The organism is Pseudobacteroides sp., assembly GCF_036567765.1.
Taxonomy (GTDB): domain Bacteria; phylum Bacillota; class Clostridia; order Acetivibrionales; family DSM-2933; genus Pseudobacteroides.
In genome coordinates this window covers 144,236-167,909 of sequence record NZ_DATCTU010000032.1, presented here as the reverse complement: position 1 = coordinate 167,909, position 23,674 = coordinate 144,236, and the positions used below count along the sequence as shown (strand labels likewise).

General features: G+C 34.5%; 28 protein-coding genes. 3 read left to right on the top strand and 25 right to left on the bottom strand.

What is annotated here, in order from left to right; genetic code table 11:
- Positions 1-71: 71 nt before the first annotated feature.
- The 25 genes from VIO64_RS05345 to dinB all read right to left on the bottom strand — a co-directional run bounded on the left by VIO64_RS05345 (position 72) and on the right by dinB (position 18,154).
- Positions 72-668: a hypothetical protein gene (locus tag VIO64_RS05345; protein ID WP_331915921.1), complete on the bottom strand. Its 597-nt coding sequence runs from the start codon at positions 666-668 to the stop codon at positions 72-74.
- 288 nt (positions 669-956) lie between these two features.
- Positions 957-1,607, bottom strand: a complete 651-nt coding sequence (locus VIO64_RS05340) for a HEAT repeat domain-containing protein (protein ID WP_331915919.1) — start codon at positions 1,605-1,607, stop codon at positions 957-959.
- Positions 1,608-2,044: 437 nt separating this feature from the next.
- On the bottom strand, positions 2,045-2,248 hold the full coding sequence (locus VIO64_RS05335) for a tetratricopeptide repeat protein (protein ID WP_331915917.1): 204 nt from the start codon (positions 2,246-2,248) through the stop codon (positions 2,045-2,047).
- A 48-nt stretch (positions 2,249-2,296) separates the two neighbouring features.
- On the bottom strand, positions 2,297-2,461 hold the full coding sequence (locus tag VIO64_RS05330; RefSeq protein ID WP_331915915.1) for a hypothetical protein: 165 nt from the start codon (positions 2,459-2,461) through the stop codon (positions 2,297-2,299).
- A gap of 180 nt (positions 2,462-2,641) precedes the next feature.
- A complete protein-coding gene (locus VIO64_RS05325) occupies positions 2,642-2,989 on the bottom strand; it encodes a hypothetical protein (RefSeq protein WP_331915913.1) in 348 nt (115 codons plus the stop codon).
- 96 nt (positions 2,990-3,085) lie between these two features.
- Complete coding sequence (locus tag VIO64_RS23205) at positions 3,086-3,298, bottom strand: DUF7713 domain-containing protein (RefSeq protein ID WP_422662544.1); 213 nt, start codon at positions 3,296-3,298, stop codon at positions 3,086-3,088.
- A gap of 64 nt (positions 3,299-3,362) precedes the next feature.
- The gene (locus tag VIO64_RS05320; RefSeq protein WP_331915911.1) at positions 3,363-3,512 is read right to left on the bottom strand and encodes a DUF7685 domain-containing protein; all 150 of its coding nucleotides are present in this window, start codon (positions 3,510-3,512) and stop codon (positions 3,363-3,365) included.
- Positions 3,513-3,633: 121 nt separating this feature from the next.
- Positions 3,634-4,461, bottom strand: a complete 828-nt coding sequence (locus tag VIO64_RS05315; RefSeq protein WP_331915909.1) for an ADP-ribosylglycohydrolase family protein — start codon at positions 4,459-4,461, stop codon at positions 3,634-3,636.
- On the bottom strand, positions 4,455-5,174 hold the full coding sequence (locus VIO64_RS05310) for a DUF6896 domain-containing protein (protein ID WP_331915907.1): 720 nt from the start codon (positions 5,172-5,174) through the stop codon (positions 4,455-4,457). The genes VIO64_RS05315 and VIO64_RS05310 overlap by 7 nt, the downstream gene beginning before the upstream one ends.
- A 520-nt stretch (positions 5,175-5,694) precedes the next feature.
- On the bottom strand, positions 5,695-6,105 hold the full coding sequence (locus VIO64_RS05305) for a hypothetical protein (RefSeq protein ID WP_331915905.1): 411 nt from the start codon (positions 6,103-6,105) through the stop codon (positions 5,695-5,697).
- Between the two features lie 168 nt (positions 6,106-6,273).
- Positions 6,274-7,326, bottom strand: coding sequence for a hypothetical protein (locus tag VIO64_RS05300; RefSeq protein WP_331915903.1), 1,053 nt, complete (start codon positions 7,324-7,326; stop codon positions 6,274-6,276).
- 264 nt (positions 7,327-7,590) lie between these two features.
- Positions 7,591-8,226 carry an HAD family phosphatase gene (locus VIO64_RS05295; RefSeq protein ID WP_331915901.1) on the bottom strand — a complete coding sequence of 212 codons (636 nt, stop codon included), beginning with the start codon at positions 8,224-8,226 and terminating at the stop codon, positions 7,591-7,593.
- A gap of 220 nt (positions 8,227-8,446) precedes the next feature.
- Positions 8,447-8,809 (bottom strand): cyclic-phosphate processing receiver domain-containing protein, encoded by a 363-nt coding sequence (locus VIO64_RS05290; protein WP_331915899.1) that lies wholly within the window; start codon positions 8,807-8,809, stop codon positions 8,447-8,449.
- Between the two features lie 296 nt (positions 8,810-9,105).
- On the bottom strand, positions 9,106-9,294 hold the full coding sequence (locus tag VIO64_RS05285; RefSeq protein WP_331915897.1) for a hypothetical protein: 189 nt from the start codon (positions 9,292-9,294) through the stop codon (positions 9,106-9,108).
- Positions 9,295-9,497: 203 nt separating this feature from the next.
- The gene (locus VIO64_RS05280) at positions 9,498-9,941 is read right to left on the bottom strand and encodes a hypothetical protein (RefSeq protein ID WP_331915895.1); all 444 of its coding nucleotides are present in this window, start codon (positions 9,939-9,941) and stop codon (positions 9,498-9,500) included.
- Positions 9,942-10,174: 233 nt separating this feature from the next.
- Entirely contained in the window at positions 10,175-10,804 is a 630-nt protein-coding gene (locus VIO64_RS05275; RefSeq protein WP_331915893.1) for a class I SAM-dependent methyltransferase, read from the bottom strand.
- Between the two features lie 52 nt (positions 10,805-10,856).
- On the bottom strand, positions 10,857-11,405 hold the full coding sequence (locus VIO64_RS05270) for a VanZ family protein (RefSeq protein ID WP_331915891.1): 549 nt from the start codon (positions 11,403-11,405) through the stop codon (positions 10,857-10,859).
- 98 nt (positions 11,406-11,503) lie between these two features.
- Positions 11,504-11,869, bottom strand: a complete 366-nt coding sequence (locus VIO64_RS05265; protein ID WP_331915889.1) for a YkvA family protein — start codon at positions 11,867-11,869, stop codon at positions 11,504-11,506.
- Between the two features lie 250 nt (positions 11,870-12,119).
- Positions 12,120-12,563: a PaaI family thioesterase gene (locus VIO64_RS05260; RefSeq protein ID WP_331915887.1), complete on the bottom strand. Its 444-nt coding sequence runs from the start codon at positions 12,561-12,563 to the stop codon at positions 12,120-12,122.
- Positions 12,564-12,896: 333 nt separating this feature from the next.
- Positions 12,897-13,097: a hypothetical protein gene (locus VIO64_RS05255; RefSeq protein ID WP_331915885.1), complete on the bottom strand. Its 201-nt coding sequence runs from the start codon at positions 13,095-13,097 to the stop codon at positions 12,897-12,899.
- Between the two features lie 128 nt (positions 13,098-13,225).
- Positions 13,226-13,603: a hypothetical protein gene (locus VIO64_RS05250; RefSeq protein ID WP_331915883.1), complete on the bottom strand. Its 378-nt coding sequence runs from the start codon at positions 13,601-13,603 to the stop codon at positions 13,226-13,228.
- A 419-nt stretch (positions 13,604-14,022) separates the two neighbouring features.
- Positions 14,023-14,307 (bottom strand): hypothetical protein, encoded by a 285-nt coding sequence (locus tag VIO64_RS05245; RefSeq protein WP_331915881.1) that lies wholly within the window; start codon positions 14,305-14,307, stop codon positions 14,023-14,025.
- 197 nt (positions 14,308-14,504) lie between these two features.
- Positions 14,505-14,888, bottom strand: a complete 384-nt coding sequence (locus tag VIO64_RS05240; protein WP_331915879.1) for a hypothetical protein — start codon at positions 14,886-14,888, stop codon at positions 14,505-14,507.
- A 119-nt stretch (positions 14,889-15,007) separates the two neighbouring features.
- Complete coding sequence (locus VIO64_RS05235) at positions 15,008-16,891, bottom strand: stalk domain-containing protein (RefSeq protein WP_331915877.1); 1,884 nt, start codon at positions 16,889-16,891, stop codon at positions 15,008-15,010.
- A 33-nt stretch (positions 16,892-16,924) separates the two neighbouring features.
- A complete protein-coding gene (gene dinB, locus VIO64_RS05230) occupies positions 16,925-18,154 on the bottom strand; it encodes a DNA polymerase IV (RefSeq protein ID WP_331915875.1) in 1,230 nt (409 codons plus the stop codon).
- Positions 18,155-18,470: 316 nt separating this feature from the next.
- Between dinB and VIO64_RS05225 the strand changes: the two genes are divergently transcribed.
- The 3 genes from VIO64_RS05225 to VIO64_RS05215 all read left to right on the top strand — a co-directional run bounded on the left by VIO64_RS05225 (position 18,471) and on the right by VIO64_RS05215 (position 23,593).
- Entirely contained in the window at positions 18,471-20,024 is a 1,554-nt protein-coding gene (locus tag VIO64_RS05225) for a diguanylate cyclase (protein WP_331915873.1), read from the top strand.
- 219 nt (positions 20,025-20,243) lie between these two features.
- A complete protein-coding gene (locus tag VIO64_RS05220) occupies positions 20,244-21,827 on the top strand; it encodes a nitrite/sulfite reductase (RefSeq protein WP_331915871.1) in 1,584 nt (527 codons plus the stop codon).
- A complete protein-coding gene (locus VIO64_RS05215) occupies positions 21,824-23,593 on the top strand; it encodes an FAD-dependent oxidoreductase (RefSeq protein ID WP_331915869.1) in 1,770 nt (589 codons plus the stop codon). Before VIO64_RS05220 ends, VIO64_RS05215 begins: the two co-directional genes overlap by 4 nt.
- Positions 23,594-23,674: the final 81 nt, after the last annotated feature.

Below are 23,674 nucleotides of genomic sequence, written 5' to 3'. Positions count from 1 at the left end.
AACCCAATCTGGGCTTTTGACTTTTAGCATATAATTTACAAATTTGTTTTATACGCTATGAAATAAGTCTATTAAAATATTTTGCCCTCTGCTTCTTTATTCACTTGTACCTTATACACTATTACAAGTAACAATACCAACCAGCTATTGCCTGCTATTCTACTCATGATTATCCAAAAGTTTAAATCTCCAACTAAGTAGTTAGCAACTGCCAACAAAAGGACTAAATTAAGTAATATGAAAGCTATTATTGATGCAACTTTAGTTAGAGTTTTAGAATAATTATTGAAAAAGAATGATAAGCTAAAAACTGCTAAAACAACAGTTTGAATCATAAACCATATTTCTATTTGTCCAAAATTTTGTCCATCAAAAACTATTTCTTCATAAAAGGGCAATAGCAAAAAATTGGAAAACCCAAACAGAAATGCTATTACTCTTTTTACTAACATTTTTGTTACTAAAATATACGAAATTGAGAAAAAAATTGATAGAGATAAGCTTGAAAAAAATAGTACAATATAAATCTCTTTTGGTAGGACTACACTTTCCGGATTAACATAGAAATCATATGGGTTAAAAATAATCATTAGCATATAATAAACTAGTGCTAGTGCTATAGTAATCCGGCTTAAAATTCCGACTAAAAGTATCCACTTTGTTTTCATTAATCTACCCTCCCTAAAATCCATTAAATTCAGGGTACTTTACTGTAAGTTACACTCCACTCACATAACAACGAGTTTTATTGGGCAAAAGCAGTACACCATTATTACTGCATTTATTGAAAAGGTGAGCTAAACCACCATAAAAATAATTCAGCAACTTTATATAGTTAACCTCCCCAAACCACCCCACACATATGCCATTCTACTATTTTCTCTTCTATAATTGAAAGTGTTATATTGCATAAAGCCCAACAATTACTCCAAGACTCATGATAAACTTTATTCCTACTATAAATCTAAAATAGCTATCTCTTTAAGTTCATCTTGAACATATTCGAATTTATCATTAACCAATATTAACACCGCTTCCTTCAGCTTTTGCGAATTATGTTCCTTTAAAATTCTAATTGAAACTAATCTTATGTAATCATCCTCATCCTTCAATCTCTTAAAAGCGATTTCCTGTGCCTCTTCTGCATCTAATCTACTTAATGAAAGTAATGCTCTTCTTTGAACATACTTATTAGAATCATCTAATAAGTCCTGTAAATATTTTTTAAAACTTTTATCATCCTTTCTTCCTATCAACTCTGCAACCTGCCATCGTGCTTCTGATGGCAAATGCTTTACCCCTATTTCAAACAAAAATTCTATATCTTTATCGGATAACTTAGCTTCACACTCGTCAAGGATTGTTTCCCCCTCATTATCCAATGCCATTCCAGTAAGCAAATAGTTAACCAACAGCTCCGAGCAGTTCCCAGACGCTAGAGCACTAACAGCCGTAAAGAATAGGCATATCAATGTATCCCAATTAGGATATTCCCATTCTTCATATTCATTTGACCAACTGTGTTCAGAATATTGCTTTTCACTTATACCTGCCCATTTCCAGAATAAACTCAGCTCATATTCAATTTGGGTACTTAGTATGCTCATCTCTTACAAGACCCTCCCAAAAAATGGGATAATATCTATTCTCTACACATTTTCACTTACACTTTATTATGTTCTCCCATACATCTTACATTGATAAAAACTTCTTAACAGGCATCTATTTGCCATAAACATACTTACAATAAACTTCGGATTCATCATCAGTAATATCTCCTATAATGGAATAACTTATCTTCTTGTCAAATAAATCTTTTGTTTGAGCAAATCCAACGTATGGTGTAGCGGAGCACAAAACATGGCAAAAAATCGCTTACAATTTGGCAAAAATTTTAAGTGTTTTAGGACTCTATTTTATAGCAAAATTTCAGCTAAAAACAGTCTTTTTAATAGTAATTTTTGGTATTTTATTGGTGGTAAAAACAGTGTATATGGTCTGTGAGCTTCTATATTGATTATTAAGAGTTTTTGTATAGCCATATTCAAATCTTTATATTGATTGTCAAATTGTTCATATATATACCATTTACCAAGGCTCTTTTATAATAGGCGTCTGCAAAACCTGGTTGCAACTTAATTGCTTCACTATAGTTTTTAAGTGCTTTCTCTAAAAGTTCTTCATTTTGGGTCTCTTCATATTCATAATAGTGCTTTTCAGCTATCTCAAAGTGCTCTCTACTTGTCATTTTTCACCCTTTAACGTAACAATGTTTATTTTTAAGTTCTCATGACCATTAATCAGGTACGTCTATATATTGTGAAACCCTAGATTTTAAAATTTCAATCAATTGTTCGTCCATATAAATATAATCATCAGGAATATCGAGGTTAGTCACTTTCTTTCCGTCTATACTCTCATTAAACTTTTCTCGCAGTCTTCTGACATGTTTCTTTTCCATCACGAAAATTATATCCGCCCATCCAATATGACCAATTGTAACTTTTACTCGAGCTCCTTCTTCTGTTCCAGCCGACCTCACATCATAGCCATTAAAACCATGAAATACTTTCTCGGCTGTACGACTTCTCCATTTATTCTTACTACATATAAATAGTATCTTAATATTTTTCACCTACCCTTAATTCATTTCCTCTATTACTTTAGCCCCACATGCGGCACACATCTTCGCTCTTGGTGTCCTTAGCGGCTTTCCACAACATTTACATGGCTGACCATATATTGAAATCCTATGATGCATTACTGCATTATGATGAAAGCCCTTAAATCCAGTTATTTTCTCATATTCTTCAATAACAGGTTTGAAGAAGTCATCTAAGGGTGTCTTTTCAAGCGAACTTCCAGTATTTTTTCGATATAGTTTTGCTTTTTCCATACATTCTCCGTATATCCTATGAATCCTGTTATATTCATCTTCATTCAGCATTCCGACTGTCTGTTTACACCGCCAGCACCACATTATTTTCATATAATAAACACCTCAGAACTTCTGCATTTTGTTACTTTCCAACTTTCCTATTATCCGAACCTTATAAGATTACATTGCACTTTAATATAGCATACATTAATCAATATCATCTGTCGGGTCAAATATTTGCATTTTAAAATTAAATCCCTCACGAGAGCCTAAGATTTCAGCGAACTCATGTATTGTATACTGCTTTCCATCTATAATTAACACTGTTTCATCACCTTTAGAATGCCATTCAATTCTTCCTACGATTTCATCTTTAACTATCGAGTAAACCTTCTGTCCATCGTAGGTCTTTACATCAATATATTTACTAGATAATCCTTTCTGAATCTTATTATAGAGCTTCTGAACTGCCTTATTCTAGTCATCATCCATCTCTGCATGGAATTTCATAGCGTTCTGCCATCTCCTCATTAAAGCAGCCAGTGCATATAGTCTCCTGCTCAACGCCCCCATATGTAATAATCGCCATTCTATTGTTTTTGTTACCACATCTTTCGCATTCCTCTTCCTGCATGAAAACCTCTATTAATTATTCATTAAGCCATAAGCTCAATAGGGTTAGCTTATAAACACTTATAAACATTATTTACTTTTAAGTATTGGATTTAGCACCCTATTCACTTGCCACTATGCTATTAAGTCAACCTCAAGGAAACATTAAAACGCTCATCAAACTTATCCAAAATCCTTTTTAATCCTGAATCAAGAATAAGCCTTACTCTATCTACAATAAAGCCAGGCATTTCTTTATAGAAAGCTTGAGCAATGCCTCCTGCAATACATGCTATTGTATCACTGTCTCCACCTAATGAAATAGCTTTTCTTATAGAGTCTTCAAAACTTTCTGACTCAAGGAAAGCGATAATTGCTTGTGGCACCGACCCTTGGCATGATGAATCAAACCTATAATTTGGTCTTATATCATCCAATCGCTGGCTAAGGTTATATCTAAATTTCTTTTCAATAAAGTCTTTTATTTGCTTTTTATCACTGCCTGTTCTGGCTAAGAAAACTGCACTGGCAACAGCTTGAGCACCCTTTATTCCTTCTCTGTGATTATGCGTTACAACTGCACTTCTCTTAGCCTCTTTAAGGACATCTTCTAATGAATCAAAGACAAAACCAATAGGACTAACCCGCATTGCAGAGCCATTACCATAACTTTTATACGGCTTCAATTCCTGGCTTGAGAGCCACTCATTAAACATTTGTCCATACCCAGCATCAGGATACTTTTTACCGTACTCTCTGAGCTTATAAGCATATGTTTTCTTTGACTGTATTGAATCAATTATAAAGTTCTTATGCCGTTCTTTGTTTAAGATGGCATCAGCTATAGCTATAGTCATAACTGTGTCATCAGTAAACCTGGACTGACTGCTGAACAATTGAAAATCAACTGATTTCACATTATGCCATTCAAACGTTGAACCGATAACATCCCCTACAATTGCACCTAACATGAATTACTCCTTTTTACATTTTTCGATACTTCTTTATTTTCTCGCATTAATGCTTCCATAATTGTTACTGCTTTAATGGGATACCCAACATCCCCATAAGGAATAGAAAAAACCTTCCTGTCATTTAGAAAAAACGATAGAATATAAACATCTGTGCCTTCTCCATTGAGATTTAATATTCTTCTGCTTTTACGAATGAACCTATCTACCATCTTATTTCTTTTTATTATCCATTGTGAGTTGTAATCGTCAATAATTAATGTATCAAACTCTTTATGGAAATCCGATGCAAAAGTTTCTGTGATAGGTATTTTAAAAAAATAAAGGTCAGCCTTTTTCACCATCTCACCTGATATCACTGCTTGTTCAAATCCGTTTTGAATTTTACTCCAACTATACAATTCAAACAAATCTTTATGATTTTCCTTTATATAATAAGAAAATAACCCTGGATTTATCCCACACCATCTACTTCCAAAACTGCAACCAAAATCCCAATCAATAATCATATCTTTACTTGAAAATCTACATCCTCTTCCATGAAATTCATACTTATTATCATTTAAGTTTATCTCAGGTATATAATGTGCCCTTCTATATTTCCACAAATCAGATTTTGTTTTTAAATTAAGACCTTCAAGCAAAAGTAGACAAACATGCTCAACTTTATCAACATATTCTTTTGCTAATGATTTCAATTCATCATTCATCATTTTATTAACCTCTTTAAAACTCATGCTTTATTGCATTTATAAAAATGATTCATTATAAATTCCTTCATACTTTAAAGAACCACATCTATCATAGACTTTACACAAACCCGATGGTTTTCCATATAAATCAAACCTGCCTTCATATCTTAACTTGTCGTTACTAAAATGAATCCTATTTTCACTCCCTCAATCAAAAAGGCTCTTTCACCTTCAATTCCATTGACATCAGCCATTTTTGTTTCACCTCATATATCTCAATAAGTTCTTTATTCTAGTGCCAATCATACTTACATTTTAAACATTGCCTCGCTCTTGGTGTTCTTGCTAAACTTCCACATTTCGGGCAATAATTTAAGTAAATCTCCTTCGAGTGTTCTCTTAATATGCGGTTTTTAACCATTGCATAAAACTCTTCCTCTCCAGCATTAATTAACATATTAATATCTTGTTTAAGTTCATAATCTTTTCTAAAGCTTTCAGCTATATCCTTATGTCCCTCATCTATATATTTAAAATACCTTCAAGCCATATTTTCTTGAATAGTCAAAAAGTAATTATAATTGTCAAATATATATTTTGTTAATTCATCCATTGCAGAATCCTCACCTAAAAATTGTAAGTATTCAAAAGGATTGTTTTTCGGAATATAAACAACTGCCCCTTTTTCAACACTAACTGAATCAATTGCATTTCCTACGCATATACCAATTATTAGAGGACTTTCAGGACTAAAACATGGGTATATCCTATCAATACCAGCAACTTCCAATATATATTCATCACCATTTGTTAAACGTAGCGTAATACTATCTCCGATATACTGTTTTAGTTTATCTTTACTTAATATATCTAAATCCTCGTTTTGGCCCAAAAGTACAACTCCATGTTTATTAATATTGTGTGCCTTAAGTACTTCCATTAATTTTTCCATAATTTGCACCTGATAAATTAGTCCTCAATACTCAATGCAATATATATCATGCATCATCTCTTACCAAATAGTCTACTAAAAAAGCCTTTAGGCTTATCCTTTTCTTTTAGCAAATCTGTTGATGTCTTATTACCTAAAGATGATTGAATTACTTTTTTAATCCAATTTTCAATTTCCTCTGACGAAAGTTCTCTTACTATACTCACTACTCACTTCAGGTAATAAGGCCTCATGAAATGACTGAAAAAAGTTCACATCCCATTCTCTCCCTGCCATTCTTTTGGTTTCAAAGAAAACCACTTTTGTTCCCCCTATCTCTGGAATGTCCCTTGGGAGTAATTCGCCTGGGACCCAGGAATTCAGTGGAAATTCACTCGGTATCATACCTCTATCATTTATAGCCGTCCAAATAAATAAGTCAAACACGGCTTCATCTGTAATTGATTCATTTGCAACCATTACTTGTTGATTTTTTGCAATTCTTATTGCATGAGAATGATTATTGTAATTACTTATATCCAAGCGACCCCATAAGTTTTTTTCATTAAATTCATTCTGCAAGAGAGTAAAAAAATGGAAATTATTTTGCACCCCTGATAAATAAACTTCAAAACCAACTTTCAGACGGGGATGAATCAAAATTATATTGACATCATCAGATAATGTAAACATGCGGGAAATATAATAAAGATTAGGAACTCTGTCCATTAGTACCTCCGCTTGTACCTTAATCTCCATCTCCCCTTCTTTTTTCCTTAAAAGATGCCTTAAACTACTATCCCTACAAAGCATTGTCATAGATGGAAGAATTACAAAATCAATTCCCATCCAGCCTTGATATATATCAAAATTATATTTTGCAATATCTTCTGGCGGTTTTTCGTTTAATAGCATGTAGTAGGAATATGCATTATGAATACATGCACTGAGGATTTTCATTACTTTTTCAAAAGCAATGGATGGTCTGCCACCCCATTCAACCAGAGTTCCACATATAAATGAGCATAAACAACAGTTAAATGTCGGCATATTATTTAACTCGGAAGAAATTTGATTAAGTACAACATCAATAATTTCTCTGTTCTTATTACAATATCCTACCAAGTTCATAATTTCCTGCTTTTGAAAGACAGATTTATCTCTTGAAACATCATTTATATTAGTTATAGGTTGTTTCATTTTTTCAATCAGTAATTTAATTAACTCATCTATCTCTGCCATTTGTTTAAACGACCCCTTTTTACAAAATAATTATGCTACTTTAAATCAGCCTTTTGCAACCAAAGCAAATTTAATTCTATATCTTAAACATATAATTCTTTCATTGCCTTTAAGTTGTACTTCATCAGCCATTTCATTATTAACCGACCTAGAACTAAATCTTTAGCTTTGATTAATGCATTCTTACATGCCGCTTTCCTTGCGTTCAAGATTTCAGCATCATTTGCTTTAAAGAAGGGCTTTCTTTCACACTTTGAATTATGCTCATATTATGTATTTGAGAATGTCTGTTAAGTCATTTGTATCAACTACATACTTTGCACACCTTTTGACTTCTGGAGAACTGTTTATAGCAATAGATTGTCCGCAATATTTAAAAATCGGAATATCTGTTGAACCGTCACCAACAGCGATACACTCTTCGGGTTTTATATTGTTGTTTGCACAAAAGTCTTGTAAACATGCAACTTTTTGTTCAGCTCTAATATAATTAATAATTTTTCCATTAAACACTCCTTGAACCACATCATAATCACTACCATAATAGCCATCAAAACCCCAAATATCACAAACCACTTTAGCTACTTGCTTCGGCCCTACTGTAATGACAATGCATTTAATAGTTTGATTATGTAATGCGTCAACTACACTTTTAATATTTTTTAAAGGTTTTGCAATCTCCAAAAAAGATTTAGCAATTTTACTTTCTTCAAGACCTAAAAGTAACTCTGCTCTGAGGTAATCTGCTGATATGTAGTCAATCACGCCTTTTTCTTCTTGCTCTTGTATTAATGAGTGTTCTTTTTCTTTTCCATTTAAAATGCATGGCAACATAACGGAATGGATTTCTCTAATTAGAGTATCATCCAAATCAAAACAAACAAGTTTTATTTTGGCCATTTTATTGCATCCTCGTTATTTTGTAATATTCGCAAATAGTAAAGGGCTTTTGCGGTGTTACCTGTAAATTTTTAGAAATACCGACTTTAAAATCACTTTTTGCTTGAACAAAATTCGAATTGTATCTTGCACAAATCAATTTCTGTAATTCTATTAAATTACTATCCACTCGTTTTTCCTTTCCTGAGCCTGCCAGCACACTCCTACCAAAAAGTGCTATTTATCCTTCAGAGTATTTATTGGGCACTATAGGATAGGGGTAAATTTCTATATCCTTATCTATAAAACCTCTTCTTTGTGCTCCCAGCAAAGTATTATACATATTTTCTCTACCTACTGAATTATCAGTGTGAATATATATCTTCTCTGGTTTTAAACCTTTTTCACAGATATATTTGACTAAATCATAGCCCGTCGGAAACAAGTTTCCTTGTTTATCAATGCCTAAATCATGGTCAAGGGAGAGTATACCAATCTGAAAACTTTCGAGATAATATATTGCCTCTTCTACCGTTCTAGCTATAACAAATCCATCTGGACAATCACGCAAATCATCAAGATATAAATTTATTTTTTGGTTCATGACTTAATTCTCCTATAAACTTAATCTATAACATATAAAAAACAAGTTCCCTAACTCAAGAAGTATTCCCATAATCTCATCCAATATCAAATGTTAACCATCCTGCATTTTTCAACAGTTCTTTTATATAGCCAAAGCACTGTCTAGCTTCTGTAGTATCATCTGATTCCATATATTTATTTGAATCAAAGAAAAACTTTATCTTAATATCAGAATAAAGTATGAAATAGGCTTCATCATACCCAAAAATCTATCACCAACGTATCTACACTTTTTTCTCTTTTGGAGTATCTTATCTATAAGCGATTCTTTGCAATAAATTCAAGAACTAACTCATTATTAATATTTCCTACATCATCGCTATACTGACCTTCTCCGATAGTTAGCTCATACTTTTGTCCTGCTTCAATTACTTCGTTAAATGATTTCATTTCATCATAATCAGGTAAAAATATTAACTTATTACCTTTTATTTTCACTTTCATTTCTACATGCCCATTATCTGTACCATTTTCAACATTGGCTTTTCTTATTGATGCAGTTGCATATGTAGTTGGATATATTCTTCTGCCAAAATCTATTTCAATACCTTTCCCTAAATCAACTTCCGTGGCTCCAATACCAAAAGTTATATATCTTGTGACACAATCTTCAATTTATTGTTTTTTTGACACAGCTCACCCTGCAATCATTCTACCCCTGTAAACTCCTCACACCATTGCCTGAAAACATTTATATCTGTTATCCCCCTAAGCCATCTCAAGTCAACTACATTACCTGTTTCACTATGCTTAATAAATTCCATATCCCATAATGGGCATTCTATAAATCCCTGCCTCCAATCATGTTTACATGATACAAACTCATTCCAATTGGTAGTAAAGTATTTAATCTTCGCATAACATAATCTATTCATATAAAATATAGTCTGAATTAAATCCCACTTTTTCAACAAGAAATGTTTACATATAGGTCGTTGAGGATAATTCCCCTTAGGCACTTCCCAAACAATGTCTTCATTACATTTTAGCCCATATTTGTTTATGAACATTATTTTATCTTCGTTCAATTCCGACTTTAAAATTCTATCTCTATCATCCTGGCTCATTAGCTTTATCTTATCATAATCCATTTTAAACTCCTGACTATTTGTAAATATTTTGCTTTCCATCTTTTCATTTTTTATATGTTTAGTACATAATACCTTAAAGCTGTCGGGTTAATGATACCTTATTCTTCTTGGAATTTTTACCAAACATCTGGCTTATAGTAGCTTTATAGAAACACTAAGGTCTTGATGAATAGGTTACATATACGCTTTATCAATTGACAATTAACTTTTTCTGATTTTTTATGTGGTTATAGTTATATCTCTTTTTGACATTTTACCATTATAAATTTAAATGGAGGTTTATTTTTCATATTCTTATGCGGCTCGATAATTTGGGAATATTCTATCAGTCCATATTTTCCAAATTCTTGTTTTATTGAGTCAGAATCATAAAAAAACATTTTTACCCCTTCCATTATCTCGAAATAGTCTTTATCCAGCTGTTTGCCTTTTCCATACATTGGGGCTTCTTTTGAAATAGAAGTAAAAATCATATATCCGTTTGGCTTTAACTGATTATAACAATCTTTAATAAGCTTATCTCTCTCATGATTATTCAATAAGTGAATAAGTGCATAACAAAATATACCGTCATAAAGTTTATTATCAAAAGGCATATCAGTTACCGAACCATGAATAATACTAATTTTAAGCCCATTTTGCCTTGCCAAATCAATTGCTGTTTTTGAAATCTCAATACCTGTTACATTTATTCCATTATCAATAAAAACCTTTGCATTTCTACCATATCCAATTCCAGGTATCAATATATCCTTAATTTTCTTTTCAATGAAAAAGTCCTTTGTCAAGATTGCTGATTCTGAAGGTTCAAATCCCCACATCATTTGATTTTCTATAAAGCTTGATTCCCAGAATTCTGTCATACTTCTATCTCCTTTATATTCTATGTATACGTTATTTGCTTCGTATCTATATTCAAAGTCTCAACTTCACCATAAATAATAGATACAATATTACAGGTAATCCTACAGCAGATAGTATTGTGATTGCAGTACGTACTTTTTTCTCATCTTGTAATATTAATAGTAAAAACTTATAACCTAAAATGCCAATCAATCCACCCAAGCAATTTAAAATTATGTCATCAATGTCAGCTGTTCCGATGCCAAAAAGTGCCTGAATGACTTCAACAAATAAACTCACTAGGAATATAGACAATAGATTGGCTATTACTCCTTTATCCTTTTTGAGTAGTGATAAATATACGCCAAAGGGAATAAAAATTTCTATATTGCCAACCACATTGCTAAAAGCCAATTTTCTTATATTCGCAGAGCCACCAGAAATATATTCCATTATGCTATGAAACGGAATGATATTGATTGACCTGGTGAATGTCCTATGACTGTTAAATAGTTCCAAGAGCGAAACTCTTGATAAGAGCAACAATTTAATTAAAAAAAGTATGTAGCAAATGAAAGCACCACATAAAAACACCGATTTAAGTCGTTCCCATTTATTCATAATACCTCCATTTTTAATTTCATCCCTGCATACTCTCTGACGTTCATTTTATAAATAATCTTCAGTTCGCACTTTATAAATATTGCAAACTTATAAGCCTATAAAAACGCTTTTATTATTAACGCAATGGTTATAAGCCAAATAAGAACTATAGGTGTTGCATAATACCACTTTTTGGGCTTGCCATCTTTCCAAATCTGTTCAGATTCAATTCGACATTGGTTAATTATATCGTTTGGAACCAATTTTATTGTTGCTGCTACCATTAAAGGTAGTATTATTAAATCATCAAGATAACCAACAACAGGAATAAAATCAGGTATCAAATCAATTGGTGATAAAGCATATATAATTGTCAAAATTGCCAATACCTTTGCATACCAAGGAGTCTCTTTCTTCTTGAGAGCCAGAAAAACCGCAGGAATATCCTTCTTTAGTTGTTTTGCTCTTTCTTTTAACTTCATATACAACCTCGTTATGATTTAATTCTTATATTCTAATGGCTTCAATCTTTTTAACTTCTGTAACAAGAGCCTTTATTACACTATCTACAGGAGGTTCAGGCATACCTATCTGTTTTGCAATCTTCTCCAAAATACAATTAGTGCGTTTAATTTGGATGAAAAGTGATTGATTTTTTAGATTTGCCTGTCGCAAATCCTGCTATAATCGTTCATCATTTGCTTCGTCAAATGTAAAAATCTATAACACTTTTTATATAGATTGCGGATAATCATTCTCGCGAAAATCACCCGTTACAAAATATGATGCTTGAGACCTTACAAGAAGTTGTTGACCATGATATACTTCCCCTACCGCTCTCATTATAGTCCTACCATTACTAATAACTTCCCCTACTGCAGTAAGCGTACTTCCTGTAGGAGCGTTTTTTATGTAGCTAATACTCATATCAATAGTTACTACCCGCTTTCCAAGTGTTATGCAGGAAACTCCCATTGCCACATCACAAATTGAAGACAAAGTACCTCCATGTACAAACCCATAGAAATTACTATGCATATCTATTATTTTAGTATTATATGTAACTTTTCCATCTTCAACTTCAAGTATTTGAAGGTCAAGAAAGTTTTCAAGTATGGAAGCTTTATATATTTCCTTTAGGTACATTTTTAACCACAAAAGATGTTCTTGAGACATTTTCAATCCTCCATTATATTTCAGTAATTTAATATAAATATCCAGTAATAAGTTCGCAAAATCAAACTTGCCCGTATCTTATAAATAGTGCCAATAAACTTAACTTTCAAAATTGAAATTAGTTTTCTTTCAATTTGAATTTCGCATTATCCGTTATCTTAATCCCACATCTATCATCCGTCAAATATCTCTCTTTGTTGTATAAGTGCAATTAACATGATTTATTTTAATGCAATATGTTTCCATAATATCTCCTCAAGCAAAACTTAACCTTGCTTCTGATTTTCAAACTTATGCAAAATTTACAAAGATATAGAGTTAACTCCACTTTCCCTAATCTTTGTTTGAAAAAGTTAATCCATTCTCGTAAAACGTTTTCTTGATAATAATCATGGCATTTTTCCCGATTCCATGAAGTTCTGAAACTTCTTTTTCACTATATTTCGAAAGTTGCTCAATTGTTGATATGCCGGCATTTAGTATAGCTCTCTGTGCCGGTTTGGCAAGTTTATTAAGTAAAACTTCTATATCCATATATTTATACTCCTATTTTCACAATAAACCTAATTGTAGGAGCTATATCATTATATATTCCTGCATAATTATTCCTTGAAATAAGCTTCTCCAATTCTTGTTTAATGGAATCATTTGGCCCGTCATCATCATGTTTTTTTAAGTTCATCCAAACTGGTGTAACACAGCCGATATTCATAGTTCTGATTTAGTCTCTTTGCCAAATCTAAGCATGTAAATTCCAATTTAGCCCCCAGACATTTAGCTTTATCCCTGATAATGTTATAGATAAAATTATCTACTGTCATCTTTAGTTCATCCTCTAATTTTAAAAACAATATTCCCTTTTCTGGAGTAATCCCCCATTCTTTATGCTCTTTCGAATTAATTTCTGGAAATTCAAAGCTTTTATATAATTCTCTTTTTATACGGGTAGAATTTTTAGGGATTACTTCATCCTTGGAAACAAATAAAGCAATGCCTTCCAAATACAATCCATGCTCTGTTTTATCCATATTAATTTTCATTTGTTTATCCACCATATCTTTCTTAGTTATATACACCTTTTTGTTTTGCAAATACATTTTATACCATTCATATATCGCTGATAATAGATTATACACCGCTCAATAACTATGCCTTGGTAATCGTTGGCAACTACAAAGTATTATAATATTATAATGTTGCAATATTAGCAGTATTCTATACGATTACCCAGAACACTCCCTATTTCCTTGAAAACGGTATAAGTATCATAACATGTTCATACATAGCAGCCCCTATACTTTCAGGCGTATGGCTCTGGGAAGCCTTTGCAGGCAGAAATAATTACATTGTATCTCCCAAAATCAACTTTTTCACTATAACAGCTTTTGCTATCGCCTTATTCACATTTTGGAATCCCATAAATTCGGAAGCAAAGCCAGATTTTAATCCTATATATTTATTAACAAACGGCGGAAACAGCATGTTCTGTACAATCGTTCCAATGATTCTCGCTGTCATGTTTTCTTTTACCCAAATATAAAACTTGATACTCTATTCTGTATATTGTCCTGCCTTTTCCTGACATAATAAATGGTCCGGTAGAAAAAGTCCTTTTTTCTACACTTATTACCAAGCCTCCGAGCAATTCAATTTTCTCACGAATTTCACTCTCATGATTTACTTTCTGAACAAAATAAATCATGATGCTAACGATAACAAATATGACGATAATCAAAAATCCCATAAAAGTCTCCTTTATTCCAGTTAGCAGTAAAATGTTTAATCTTTGCATGGTATAATCTATTCATGTAAAATATTATGTAAATCATATCCCACTTTTTTAACACAAAATGTTTACATATAGGCCTTTGAGGATAATTCCCCTTAGGTACTTCCCACACAAGATCTTCATTACATCTCAATCAATATACCCTTTAGATATTACTTTCCTTTTTCCCAAACTAATTTTTCAGATGACCCATCTCGCAAATAAACCTTATTGATTTGTGATGTATCACATTTTATATCTATATCAAAATGCCCAACTCTGTTAACGAACCCAAACACAAGGTTATATTTCAAACCTATATAGAGATTCTCTCCTGACTGTTTATGTATATATCCTACAAATGCTGGTGCACTTGCTGAAGTATCTCCGCTTAAAACAACTCTATTTCCCGACACCTCAATCTTTTGAACATATATACTATCTGGGCTCGTACAAGCATTGAAACCAAACAGCTTCCACCCATATCTAGTGCTGATAAACAATACTGCCAATGCAATAAATATTATTGCTGTTATCATAAAAATTTTTTTAATCATTTAAACCTCCCAATATATAAATTAATTATTTTCTATTTGATTTAACATTACTATATCGCTCTAATCATTTCTAATTTTGTGTAACCAGTATGAACCCATGGGAAGAGTTTCCTATCAACCTACTCAAACTCATATGCCCCTGCATCTGCAGTCCCTATCCTTTTTACTCCCCTTTGGTCGGTTACTGGAGAGCCTTTTGCACCTATATTTATGGCAGGGCTTCCCTTTACTATCGCCATGGTCTTTGTGAATCCTCCATAATCCGCAAGAGGAAGCAGCTTGGGGTCCTTATTGAGCACCGCTGCCGTTGCCTTTTCATCTTTCACTTTTTTACCTGCTTTTATGGACGGGTTGACATATTCAATATTACCCCCTCCGTCAGAAAGCTGCATATTAGTATTATACACAGCCCAGTCCCTTTCAGAACGGTTATTTGAGAGAATACAGTTTGTCAGCCTCACCTTGCTGCTGTCAATCGCTTGTATTCCTCCCCCATGAAACCATGCATAATTGTCTGCAAAAGTGGAATTTGTAATTTTACACATAACGGCATTGACAGCAATTGCTCCTCCCATTCCTAAGTTTGGACTTGACAGTGTGTTTTTATAAAAAGTCGAGTTTATGATATCCAGATTGCCTGTGTAAGATAAAAACCACAAACCTCCTCCCTGCTTAAGGCCGCGATTCTGATCAAATGTACAGGAATCCATTTTAAGGTCACCCTCCTGAGCATAAATTGCACCGCCCTGGCCCTCTTCCTTACTTAAAAGCTCGTTAAATTCAAAGGTTGAATTAACTATGGAAGCTGTACTCCTCTTGTGGTAGCCTTCATCCCCCGGTTTGTGAAACACATAAAAAATGGCCCCTCCAAGTCTGTCTCCTGAATTGCCTGTAAAATTTGACCCTATTACATCAAAGAACGCAGTTTTCCCGTTTTGGTCAAGGCCATCGAGTGAGATTGCTCCCCCGCTTCCGTTTTGCCCGCCTATGTTCCCCGTTGCTTTATTTGCAATAAAATCACAATTAACAACTTTCATGCTACTGCCAAGCCCTCCAATAGCACCGCCATTTGAAGCTTTGTTTCCGATAAAACGACAATTCGAGAAGTATGCATATGGAACAGAAAACAAATATACAGCCCCTCCGCGAATATCCCCAAGATTGCTGCTGCTGGCACATTCATTGTTTATAAAGTTTACATTTACCGCCTTAAATTCTCCAACACTCTCTTTACCTTTTTTACCTGTCATCATAACAGCTGCACCGCATTGATCACTGAAATGCCCTGTTTTTAAAGTATTTTTCCCGTCCTTCAGGGTTATGTTCTGAAGCGTAAAATCAGCTATATACACCTTGAATATCTGGTTTTTGTTTTTACCGCCTATAATATAGCCTGCTCCGTCAATAACAGTTGGGTTTCTTACTTCAAGAGTACTGCTTACGTCTATGTTATTCTTTAGCTTTATCTTAGCCTTGGATTTTAAAGCGTTTCTCAACTCTGACTCTGATGAAACAATATAATCGGGTTTTGTCATATCCTCTTGGGAAATATCAGATTTAGGTCTGGGCTTTACTTTTACAACCTCAATAAGCTTTTCAGCTTCATTCCATATAACTCTTGCATTTAAGGCCTCAAGGACAGGTCTTATAGGTAGATAAGCCCTTCCATTTTTGACCAATGCTGTTGTATCGGTTGGGATTTTAACTCCATTCTTTAAGATATAGGGCTTCCCAATCGGAACATCAACCTTTATATACCCTTTTTGTGCTGAAGCAGTGTTGTTTGACCACGAAACCGATGCACCAAACTTCTCCAATGCTATTCTGAACGGAACCTGAGTCCTATAAGCTGAGTCAATGAAAGGATAACCCATATTCTCGTTAAACACAATTAACTCGTTATCAATTTTAAGGCCTATTTCATTACCACTTGAATAAACATTCCCTTGGAAGAAAGACATTAGATATATTATAGCTGCCAGTAAAAATATCTTTTTAGACATTATTACCCTCCTTAATACACTCAACTAAACTTCTCATTTGTCACTTTGCTGCTTTCTATTAGCAAGAGTTGCCCTTACAACCTTCCCCATGCCGTGCTTCATCCTTATAGAATCCATAGCCCTATCAATCTTTTCATGCTTTTTTTGAGTATCATGTTTATTATTTGTATCGCACTTTTTGCTATCCTGAACTATATCAAAAATTGATATCTGGCCTTTGGCACAATCTTTGTCAAATCCTGAGAGACTTATACCTAAAAGCCTCACAGGCCTGAGTCTGTTCCAGTTTTGTTCCAGCAATCTGCAGCCCGCCTCATAGATATCTTTTGTAATGCAGGTCGGGGTGATACTTGTCTGCCTTGTTACAGCCTGAAAGTCAGAATATTTAATGGTTATTTGAACGGTATTTCCTCTTTTCCCAAACTTTCTTGCTGTTATACCAATTTCTTCTGTTAGCTCCATAAGTGTAGCTTTAGCTTTCTCAATATCCGTCAGGTCCTCCGGCAGTGTTGTTGACCGCCCTATGGACTTCATATCCCCAGCAGTATGGGGCTGTACTAAAGAAAAATCCCGCCCGTTTGCATGATCATGCAACTCATTGCCGTATTTGCCGAACACCTTAAATAATAAACTTCTATCATATTTTGCAAGCTGACCTATGGTCTGTATTCCAAGCATGTTAAGCTTTTCATATGTCTTAGCACCAACACCGTACATGGACTTTACAGAGTGAGGCCAAAGTTTTTCAGGCACATTATGCTGCCATAACTCCGTTATCCCAAGGGGCTTCTTCATTTCAGAGGCCATTTTTGCAAGAAATCTATTTTCAGAGATACCAATTGAGCACCAAAGCCCAAGGGTGTTTTTTATTTCATTCATTATACAGTTGGCCGACTCAGTAGGCTTTCCAAACAGCATTTCTGTTCCTGTCATATCAAGATAAGCCTCATCAATACTGTTCTGTTCAACAATGGGAGTATAGCCTTCAAGTATATCCATTACCTGCTTTGATTTGTATTCATAATAACTATGATCCGGGGGTACAAAAACCAGACCGGGACAAAGTCGAAGTGCATCTTTAAGAACCATAGCAGTTTTAACGCCATAAGCTCTTGCCTCATAGTTTGCAGCAAGTATGATTCCCGCTCGCTTCTTGGGATCACCGGCAACTGCTGCCGGCTTACCAGCAAGGTATGGATTTCTTACCATTTCACAGCTGATAAAAAAAGCATTCATATCAACAAGAAATATTACTTTTTTCATAAAAAACCCATCGCCCTCCCATCATTGTAATATAATTGACATAATTATTAAAATCATATAAAATTATATTATGTGTTACACTTTTCCCAACATATTTCCATTCCATAGTGAATAATAATTTTTTACATTTTTACCTTAATAAATTTTGGTGACTTTATTTAGGCTTCATCATTTGTTCTAGCAATCCTCAACTTAACATTATTTTACCATAAGTTCAATATCCTTAATAGACTTACATTTTATTGTCTACTTAGTACTATAAACTCCATAATACTTAGTAGTGACAGCTATCCTTAAAGTAGAAAGGTTTGGTTTTATGCCTAATTTAAAAGAATATCTTGCAAATTTTAAGAATGATTATCTTTGCACACGCATGAGAAAAGCTGAGTTTATATGCAGCCTTCTATTTATTATTTTATTTTCTGGTTCCCAAATTTTCAATTCTATTGAAGCAAAAGCATATGTAGGACAATTTCTAGCATTTGCTTTAGTTTATCTGGCCTTACGTTTTGGAATTACCGGAATGCTAATATCCCTTGTTTTTAACATAAAAGATATGTTTTTTGTGTTTATAGGATATATGGACACAAAACATTACAGCTTTTTAGTGGGCTTGATATCTACATTTGTGATAGCCATTTGGATATTGGTTGTGGGCATTATTTCAGCAAGGCAGGAAAAGCATCGTAAAGAAATGCAAAGATTAGCAATTACTGATGAACTGACTGGCGTGTTTAATCAGAGGTACTTTCACACAACTCTAGAAAATAAAATAAAGGATTCTTCCAAAAACGGTGATTCAATCGGTTTAATCCTTATTGATATAGACAGCTTCAGAATGTATAGCGATTTATACGGCCATAGCTATGGAGATACAATATTAAAAAATACTGGGGCCATTCTGAAGAGAATTGTACATAAAAATGATATTATTTGCAGGTTCGGCGGAGACGAGTTCGCTATCCTGGTTTTAAATAAAGATTTAGAATCACTCGAAAAAGAAGCAAAAAGATTATATGACGAATACGAGAAGCTTAAAAATGAATATTACAATGACAGCTTTGTAAATAAAATTACATTTTCTATCGGTCTATCCGAATATCCAAGCATTTCAAGCAGCAAGGAAGAATTGATTTCGCATGCAAATATGGCCTTGTACCAGTCAAAAAATATGGGTGATGATAAAGTCCATTTCTACCAGGATATCATGCTTCAGATTCATAAGGGCATGAAGTCGGATGAGCAAATGGTTGGAGTCTTCAAGGGCTTGTTAAGCACCATAGTTGCGAAAGACAAATATACATTCGGACATTGTGAGAGAGTTTCTTCATACGCTGTAATGATAGCTGAGGCAATGGGATTGGAGCTTAAAGAAATACAAGCAATATTATATGCAGGTCTCTTGCATGATATAGGAAAAATCGAATTACCAAAATCTGTTTTAAACAAAATAGGCCGTTTAACCAGCGAAGAGTTTGATTTAGTCCGTCAACACCCTGTAAATAGTGCAAATATTTTACAGCCATTATCCGGTATTGATAACCTGATAGATTATGTAATTCATCATCATGAAAGGTATGATGGCAAGGGATACCCCCATGGTATAGAAGGAGAAAATATCAGTTTGGGTGCAAGAATACTTTGTGTAGCGGATTCTTTTGATGCAATGGTCTCTGACCGACCGTACAGAAAGAGCATGTCTATAGAAGAAGCCTTTCTTGAGCTAGAAAAATGTTCCGGCTCACAATTTGATCCCAAAATTGCAAGTCTGTTTGTTAGACTTATGAGAAACAAAATGTCTATTAAATACAACTATAAGGTTGAAACAAGTTCTATCCCGGAAAAGCAGCCTGTTTTTCAGAAGGTTTGATATAAAATTTACCGTTAGAATTTAGGGGTGATACAAAACTAATTTTTAGTTCTGTATCACCCTTTTCGATATCTTCAAAATTTCATTACTCCAAGCCAAAATAGTCTTCCAATACATAAAAATGTTTAAATAATGGATTACTGAGGTATATATCACAAATATATTTAGCAGAGTCAAATGCATAAAATTATAATATATTCTTGGTGATAGGAGGCATTTATGCAATATAAGGATGAGTTTGAAAGAAGGAGTGAGGAGGAATACATAAAAGATCAGGGCTTGGTGATAGACTATGATGAAATAGCTCGAAGAAGCAAAATTTCAAAGGAAGAATCATTGATATCAAAATGGTACGGTGTTTATCAATCAAGGCAAACCGGAGATTTTATGGCTAGGGTTGTTATCCCTGGCGGTATGCTTACATCCTCACAGGCAAGAAAAGTAGCAGAAGCAGCACAGAAGTATGCTAAGGGGTTAATATCCATTACAACACGTCAGGCCTTGCAGCTCCATACGCTTAAGCTTCCTGATCTGCCCAAACTTATGAGAGACATAAAAAATAATGGGCTTTCTACCTTCCATGGATGCGGAGATGTTGTCCGAACCATTCCTGCATGTCCTCTTGCGGAAACCTGCAAATACAAGAGGTTTAATATACTTCCCCATGCAATCGAGACAATGAAATATCTTACAAGCTTCAGAGACCTTGATAACCTTCCGAGAAAACTAAAAATAACATTTTCGGGCTGTTCAGCTTCTTGCGGTCAACCTTATATGAATTGTATAGGAATTATAGCAATAACAAGACAAAACAAAAACAAGGCTGAAAACGGCTTCAAGGTTGTTATTGGAGGCGGCATGGGCTGGAAACCCTTTGTAGCTCAGAACCTCTTCGGCTTTGTACCGGAAGGCCAAATCAAAGAAGTATGCAGGGCAATTGCACTTTTGTATAGGGATTACGGCGACCGCTATAACCGCAGTACATCGAGACTCAAGTTTGTAGTTGATAGGTATGGGATGGACAGATGCCGTCAAATAGTACTGCAAAACTTCAGCAATGAAGGTTTTGATGCAAAAAAAATCCTGCATGAGGATGTGGCTGACTTTGGTGTTGAGATACCCCCAAGACCTCTAGTTGACGAAGATATCTTCACTGAACCAAACGACAAAACTCAAGTCAGAATTATCATTCCAAAGGGTGAAATAGAAGCTTCAAATCTTAATAAAATAGCAGAGCTTTCGGAAATTTACGGTAACGGAAAGGTATATACCGATAACAGGCAGAATTTGTCTATTCATGGCATAGATAATAATAAAGCACCTGAGCTAAGAAAGATAATTCATGAAACGGGTTTTCAAACAACCGGCTTTTCTACCCTCAAGGATATAGTTTCATGCGTCGGAACATCATACTGCCCCAAGGCTGTAACCTCCACAAGGTCGCTGTATGACCTGCTTATACCCATCGTAAGCAGTAAAAAATACGAATCTATTACAAAAAAGGGGATTATCAATATAACAGGCTGCCCAAATTCATGCTCACCATACAGAATTGCCGATATAGGCTTCAGAGGTATGAGGATCAGGGAGGAATCGGGCTCGGTAGAAGGATATGAGGTATTGGTGGGCGGTGATCAAAGAGATCATGGGAAAGAGCTTGGAGAATTTAAGCACTCGGATTGCCCGGATGTCTTAAAGAATTTACTTGATGATTTCCTCGCAAACCTGGGAAGCACTGAAACCATTAAAAACTATATAGACCGAAAGGGAATAGAATATTTTAAGGAGATCGTTTATATATGAGATATCAATATAAAAAGGCAAAAGCCCCTGTTGAACTATCTGTGCCCCAAGGTTTTGGAATAGAAGCCAGAGATTTTTATTCTCAGAAAACAAGCGTTCCATGTCAGGCAGAATGTCCTGCCATGACCGATGTTTCAGGATATATTGAGAAAATTTCTCAAGGAAAATATAATGAGGCATACGAAATAAACTTGGAAGATAATGTTATGCCCGGAGTTTTAGGCAGAATTTGTGCTAGACCCTGCCAAAAAAAATGCAGGCATAATTGGACTGATATAAACGGCCCAGTTGAAATATGCAGATTGAAACGCTCGGCTGCAGACAGGGCTGCAAGACCAATCAAGCTACCTGCTCCATGGTTTTCCAATACAGGTTTTAAGATTGCTGTAATAGGCGGAGGCCCTGCCGGCCTTGCAGCAGCAAGAGAGCTGATAAGATTCGGTCATAAGGTCACCGTTTTTGAAAAGGAAAATCACCTCGGAGGAATGCTGATAGACGGCATCCCAAGGTTCAGGCTCCCTCTGTCAATAGTAGAAGAGGAAATTGATCAAATAATTTCTACCGGTGTTGATGTAAAAACAGGAAGTTTTGTTGGAAAATCAGAATTGGAAAATATCACTAAAGAGTATAATGCTGTTCTTGTTTGCACAGGGACAACACACCCCAACGTCATAAATCTTCCTGGCCTTAAAGACAATCAATACCTGTCGGGTCTTGAATTTATGAAGCAGTACAACAATGAAAATATAAAGGAATTAACAGGTGATGTAATAATAATCGGAGGCGGCTTTACTGCAGTTGATTCAGCAAGGGCTTGTGCAAGAACTGCTCGAAAGCTTTTAGGTAATACCGGGAACGTTACCATTGTTTATCGAAGAACTGAGGAGTTTTTAGCAGCAGATATGGAAGAAAGGGAAGAAATTGAGAAGGAGAACATTAATATACTCACTTTGTTGTCTCCCCTATCAGTTAATAGCAAGAATGGCAGACTGCAATCTGTAATTTTTCAAAAGAACTACATAAAAAAATCCGTTCATTCTGAAAAGGGTGATATCTTGCCCATTGAAGGAAGTGAAGCAGAACTTAAATGCAATCATCTTATTATGGCAATCGGACAAAAGCAAGATTATTCAATTTTGCCTGATGGAATCAGTATGGCAGAAAAATTCAGAACAACAAGGGCAAATTTATTTACCGCAGGGGATTTTCTAAACGGAAGCCTCAATGTTATACAGTCTATCGCCGATGGAAAGGAAGCAGCACGACTTATTGATAAATACCTTACAAAGGAAGACCGACTGCAAAGGAAGGTCTTAATTGAAACAGCCAATGAAAACGGAGAAACCGGCCGCCAGCGTCACCATGACGTGCAGTTCAATCTGCCTGTCCGAAATATTGATGTAAAGAGCAGGATACCGGGAAATACAGAAGTGGAGAAAGTATACTCCGATAAAGAGACCCAGATTCATTCAACCCGCTGTTATTTATGTCATTACAAACTTGAAATCGATGCTGAACTATGCATTCAATGTAAATGGTGTATTGATGTATCTCCTAGGGATTGCATCAAGATGGTCTCCCAATTTGAATATGATGACAACGGAACTATAATAAAAGCCCATACCGCTGATAAAATTGAGGATTCTACATTTATATGGATTGACAACAAGAATTGTATACGCTGCGGTCGCTGCCTCAGAGTATGTCCAACCGGTGCCATAAGCATGAGGAAAACAAAACTAATGGATTGCCCTAACAATCTTTAAAGTTTTTATATAGATACCGAACTGCATATAACTTTACTGTTCGGTATCTATATAAAAGGTGGATACTATCAATATCCGGTT

Coding starts and splice junctions, on each gene's coding strand:
- VIO64_RS05235 (WP_331915877.1), bottom strand. CDS start 16,891: ATGTCTAAAAAGATATTTTTACTGGCAGCTATAATATATCTAATGTCT.
- VIO64_RS05300 (WP_331915903.1), bottom strand. CDS start 7,326: ATGGCAGAGATAGATGAGTTAATTAAATTACTGATTGAAAAAATGAAA.
- dinB (WP_331915875.1), bottom strand. CDS start 18,154: ATGAAAAAAGTAATATTTCTTGTTGATATGAATGCTTTTTTTATCAGC.
- VIO64_RS05285 (WP_331915897.1), bottom strand. CDS start 9,294: ATGAAAGTGAAAATAAAAGGTAATAAGTTAATATTTTTACCTGATTAT.
- VIO64_RS05330 (WP_331915915.1), bottom strand. CDS start 2,461: ATGGAAAAGAAACATGTCAGAAGACTGCGAGAAAAGTTTAATGAGAGT.
- VIO64_RS05225 (WP_331915873.1), top strand. CDS start 18,471: ATGCCTAATTTAAAAGAATATCTTGCAAATTTTAAGAATGATTATCTT.
- VIO64_RS05310 (WP_331915907.1), bottom strand. CDS start 5,174: ATGATGAATGATGAATTGAAATCATTAGCAAAAGAATATGTTGATAAA.
- VIO64_RS05215 (WP_331915869.1), top strand. CDS start 21,824: ATGAGATATCAATATAAAAAGGCAAAAGCCCCTGTTGAACTATCTGTG.
- VIO64_RS05340 (WP_331915919.1), bottom strand. CDS start 1,607: ATGAGCATACTAAGTACCCAAATTGAATATGAGCTGAGTTTATTCTGG.
- VIO64_RS05290 (WP_331915899.1), bottom strand. CDS start 8,809: ATGAACCAAAAAATAAATTTATATCTTGATGATTTGCGTGATTGTCCA.
- VIO64_RS05275 (WP_331915893.1), bottom strand. CDS start 10,804: ATGACAGAATTCTGGGAATCAAGCTTTATAGAAAATCAAATGATGTGG.
- VIO64_RS05305 (WP_331915905.1), bottom strand. CDS start 6,105: ATGGAAAAATTAATGGAAGTACTTAAGGCACACAATATTAATAAACAT.
- VIO64_RS05280 (WP_331915895.1), bottom strand. CDS start 9,941: ATGGATTATGATAAGATAAAGCTAATGAGCCAGGATGATAGAGATAGA.
- VIO64_RS05260 (WP_331915887.1), bottom strand. CDS start 12,563: ATGTCTCAAGAACATCTTTTGTGGTTAAAAATGTACCTAAAGGAAATA.
- VIO64_RS05255 (WP_331915885.1), bottom strand. CDS start 13,097: ATGGATATAGAAGTTTTACTTAATAAACTTGCCAAACCGGCACAGAGA.
- VIO64_RS05345 (WP_331915921.1), bottom strand. CDS start 668: ATGAAAACAAAGTGGATACTTTTAGTCGGAATTTTAAGCCGGATTACT.
- VIO64_RS05250 (WP_331915883.1), bottom strand. CDS start 13,603: ATGAAAATTAATATGGATAAAACAGAGCATGGATTGTATTTGGAAGGC.
- VIO64_RS05245 (WP_331915881.1), bottom strand. CDS start 14,307: ATGGGATTTTTGATTATCGTCATATTTGTTATCGTTAGCATCATGATT.
- VIO64_RS05265 (WP_331915889.1), bottom strand. CDS start 11,869: ATGAAGTTAAAAGAAAGAGCAAAACAACTAAAGAAGGATATTCCTGCG.
- VIO64_RS05335 (WP_331915917.1), bottom strand. CDS start 2,248: ATGACAAGTAGAGAGCACTTTGAGATAGCTGAAAAGCACTATTATGAA.
- VIO64_RS05270 (WP_331915891.1), bottom strand. CDS start 11,405: ATGAATAAATGGGAACGACTTAAATCGGTGTTTTTATGTGGTGCTTTC.
- VIO64_RS05240 (WP_331915879.1), bottom strand. CDS start 14,888: ATGATTAAAAAAATTTTTATGATAACAGCAATAATATTTATTGCATTG.
- VIO64_RS05320 (WP_331915911.1), bottom strand. CDS start 3,512: ATGCAGGAAGAGGAATGCGAAAGATGTGGTAACAAAAACAATAGAATG.
- VIO64_RS05220 (WP_331915871.1), top strand. CDS start 20,244: ATGCAATATAAGGATGAGTTTGAAAGAAGGAGTGAGGAGGAATACATA.
- VIO64_RS05315 (WP_331915909.1), bottom strand. CDS start 4,461: ATGTTAGGTGCAATTGTAGGGGATGTTATCGGTTCAACGTTTGAATGG.
- VIO64_RS05325 (WP_331915913.1), bottom strand. CDS start 2,989: ATGAAAATAATGTGGTGCTGGCGGTGTAAACAGACAGTCGGAATGCTG.
- VIO64_RS05295 (WP_331915901.1), bottom strand. CDS start 8,226: ATGGCCAAAATAAAACTTGTTTGTTTTGATTTGGATGATACTCTAATT.